At 53.6% G+C, this 1,888-nt stretch carries 2 protein-coding genes; both read left to right on the plus strand.

Annotated elements, in window-relative coordinates; genetic code table 11:
* Positions 1 to 306, plus strand: a 306-nt coding sequence (locus WMO64_RS16945) for a hypothetical protein (protein ID WP_435412078.1), incomplete at its 5' end; no start/stop codon positions are given.
* 77 nt (positions 307 to 383) lie between these two features.
* A partial coding sequence (locus tag WMO64_RS16950; RefSeq protein ID WP_349232756.1) for a recombinase family protein occupies positions 384 to 1,888 on the plus strand: 1,505 nt, incomplete at its 3' end.

A 1,888-nucleotide genomic window follows, 5' to 3' on the forward strand; every position in this document is an offset into this window, starting at 1 on the left:
CTTATGGACAGCAAATTGAAAATCCCACCCGAAATCATAGACGGTCAGGACACGCCGGAAGAATATCATTTTTCCAATCCCAGCCCCAGCGACCCGCCGAAGCGCAATTTCTGGATTGGAGAGGACGGGCACATCCATGTGAAAAATCTCTCCGCGTTCTGGCTGCCGGAGTTCACCTTACAGAAGGAGATCGGCGGCACCGTTTACACCGTCACCGGCAGTTATGACGGAATGGAACCGCTGAACCGGAAGATGGAGCGCATTATGGCCGAAAAGTTTACAGAAAAGATGGAGGATAGCGAATGACAAATGCCCGGAATCTTGGTACAATAGAAGCAGCCAATCCTGTACTGGCAGTTGCCCCATTGAAGGAGGACGCAGAAATGCAGCGGGCAACTGAAAAAATTACGGCTCTCTATTGCCGTCTATCCGTGGAAGATATGAAGGATGACAAGAACGGCGGCAAGGGGGATGTATCAAACTCCATCCAGAATCAAAAAATGATCCTGCTCCAGTACGCAAAAGAGCATCGCTTCCCCAACCCGACTTTCTTTGTGGACGATGGGTACAGCGGCACCAACTACGACCGCCCCGGCTTTCAGGCCATGCTGACCGAAATCGAGGCAGGGAATGTGGCCGTTTGTTGTACCAAAGACCTATCCAGACTGGGTAGAAATTCATCGTTGACCGGGCTGTATATCAACTTCACTTTCCCGAAGTATGGAGTGCGGTATATCGCCATCAACGACCACTTTGACACCATCGACCCCAACAGCACCGACAACGATGTGGCAGGTATAAAGAACTGGTTCAACGAGTTTTTTGCGAAGGACACCAGCCGCAAAATCCGGGCGGTGCAGAAAGCAAAAGGCGAACGCGGCGTACCGCTGACCACCAATGTTCCGTTTGGGTATCTCAAAGACCCGAATGACAAGACCAGATGGATTGTGGACGAAGCAGCGGCGCAGGTGGTTAAGCGCATTTTCCGGCTTTGCATGGAAGGGCGCGGGCCGATGCAGATTGCAAAGCTCTTGCAGGAGGAAAAGGTGCTCAACCCAACCGCCTACAAGCGCAGGGCGGGCATCAAGACCCCCAGCCCGGAGGCTTCCGATCCCTACCACTGGAACACCAACACCGTTGTCCACATTCTGGAACGGCGGGAATACACTGGCTGTACGGTCAACTTCAAGACTTATACCAATTCCATCTGGGACAAAAAGCAGCGGGACACGCCTCTTGAAAAGCAGGCGGTATTCTACAACACCCACCCGGCGATCATCGAGCAGGAAGTCTTTGACAAGGTTCAGGAGATCCGCCAGCAGCGCCACCGCAGGACGAAAACCGGCAAAAGCAGCCTGTTTTCCGGCATGGTCTACTGTGCCGACTGCGGCGCGAAGATGCGGTACTGCACCACCAGCTACTTTGAGAAACGGCAGGACCACTTTGTCTGCGCCAACTACCGCAGCAATACGGGAAGCTGTTCGGCACACTTCATCCGGGCGGTTGTGCTGGAAGAGTTGGTCTGGATGCACATGAAAGCGGTCATCTTCTATGTGACCCGGTATGAGAAGCATTTCCGGGCTGCAATGGAATACCGGCTCCGGCTGTCCAGCGAGGAAAAAAACTGCGCCAGCATCAAGCGTCTGGAACAGGCGCAGCGGCGCATGGGCGAGCTTGACAGGCTGTTCATCCGCATCTATGAGGACAATGTGGCCGGGAAAATCACAGACGAGCGGTTTTCCATGATGAGCCAGTCTTACGAGGACGAGCAGACGCAGCTCAAGGCAGAAATCCAGACCTTGCAGCAGGACATTGAAGTACAGGAACGACAGATTGAAAACTTGGAGCAGTTCATCCAGCGGGTACACAAGTACGCGGATTTGCAGGA

Origin of the sequence: Pseudoflavonifractor intestinihominis (assembly GCF_040096055.1) — a bacterium.
Classification (GTDB): Bacteria; Bacillota; Clostridia; order Oscillospirales; family Oscillospiraceae; genus Pseudoflavonifractor; species Pseudoflavonifractor intestinihominis.